General features: G+C 69.8%; 1 protein-coding gene. It reads right to left on the bottom strand.

All coding sequences use genetic code 11. From position 1 onward, the window contains the following. Positions 1–844: beta-ketoacyl synthase N-terminal-like domain-containing protein (locus AQI95_RS44255; protein WP_167362016.1), on the bottom strand; the 844-nt coding region annotated here is incomplete at both ends.

The following is an 844-nucleotide window of genomic DNA, read 5'->3' on the forward strand; positions in this document are numbered from 1 at the left end:
CGGACGTCTCGTTCTGCTGGACCACCGTCGGTGCGGCCGGCGGCTGCTCGATGATCGTGTGCGCGTTGGTGCCGCTGATACCGAACGAGGAGATACCCGCACGCCGCGCCCGGCCCGTCTCCGGCCAGGCCACCGACTCCGTCAGCAGACTGACCTCGCCCGCCTCCCAGTCGATCTGCGCCGACGGCGCATCCACGTGAAGGGTCTTGGGCAGCACCCCGTGCCGCATCGCCATGATCATCTTGATCACACCCGCCACACCGGCCGCAGCCTGCGTATGACCGATGTTCGACTTGATCGACCCCAGCAGCAACGGCTGACCGCCCAACCGGTCCTGCCCGTACGTCGCCAGCAGCGCCTGCGCCTCGATCGGGTCACCCAGCCGCGTACCCGTACCGTGCGCCTCCACCGCATCCACATCCGCAGCCGACAGACCCGCACCGACCAGGGCCTCACGGATCACCCGCTGCTGCGAGGGACCGTTCGGGGCAGTCAGACCATTGCTGGCACCGTCCTGGTTGATCGCCGAGCCACGCACCACGGCCAGGACCGGATGGCCGTGGCGCAGGGCGTCGGACTGGCGCTCGACGAGCAGCATGCCCGCGCCCTCGGCCCAGCCCGTACCGTCCGCCGCGTCCGCGAAAGACTTGCACCGGCCGTCCGCGGCCAGACCACGCTGACGGCTGAAGTCGACGAAGGTTTCCGGCGTGGCCATGATCGCGACACCGCCCGCGAGAGCCATGTCGCACTCGCCGTTGCGCAACGCCTGGATCGCCCAGTGCAGCGCCACCAACGACGACGAGCACGCCGTATCGACCGTGACCGCCGGACCCTCCAGCCCGAA

Source organism: Streptomyces yokosukanensis, from assembly GCF_001514035.1.
GTDB lineage: Bacteria > Actinomycetota > Actinomycetes > Streptomycetales > Streptomycetaceae > Streptomyces > Streptomyces yokosukanensis.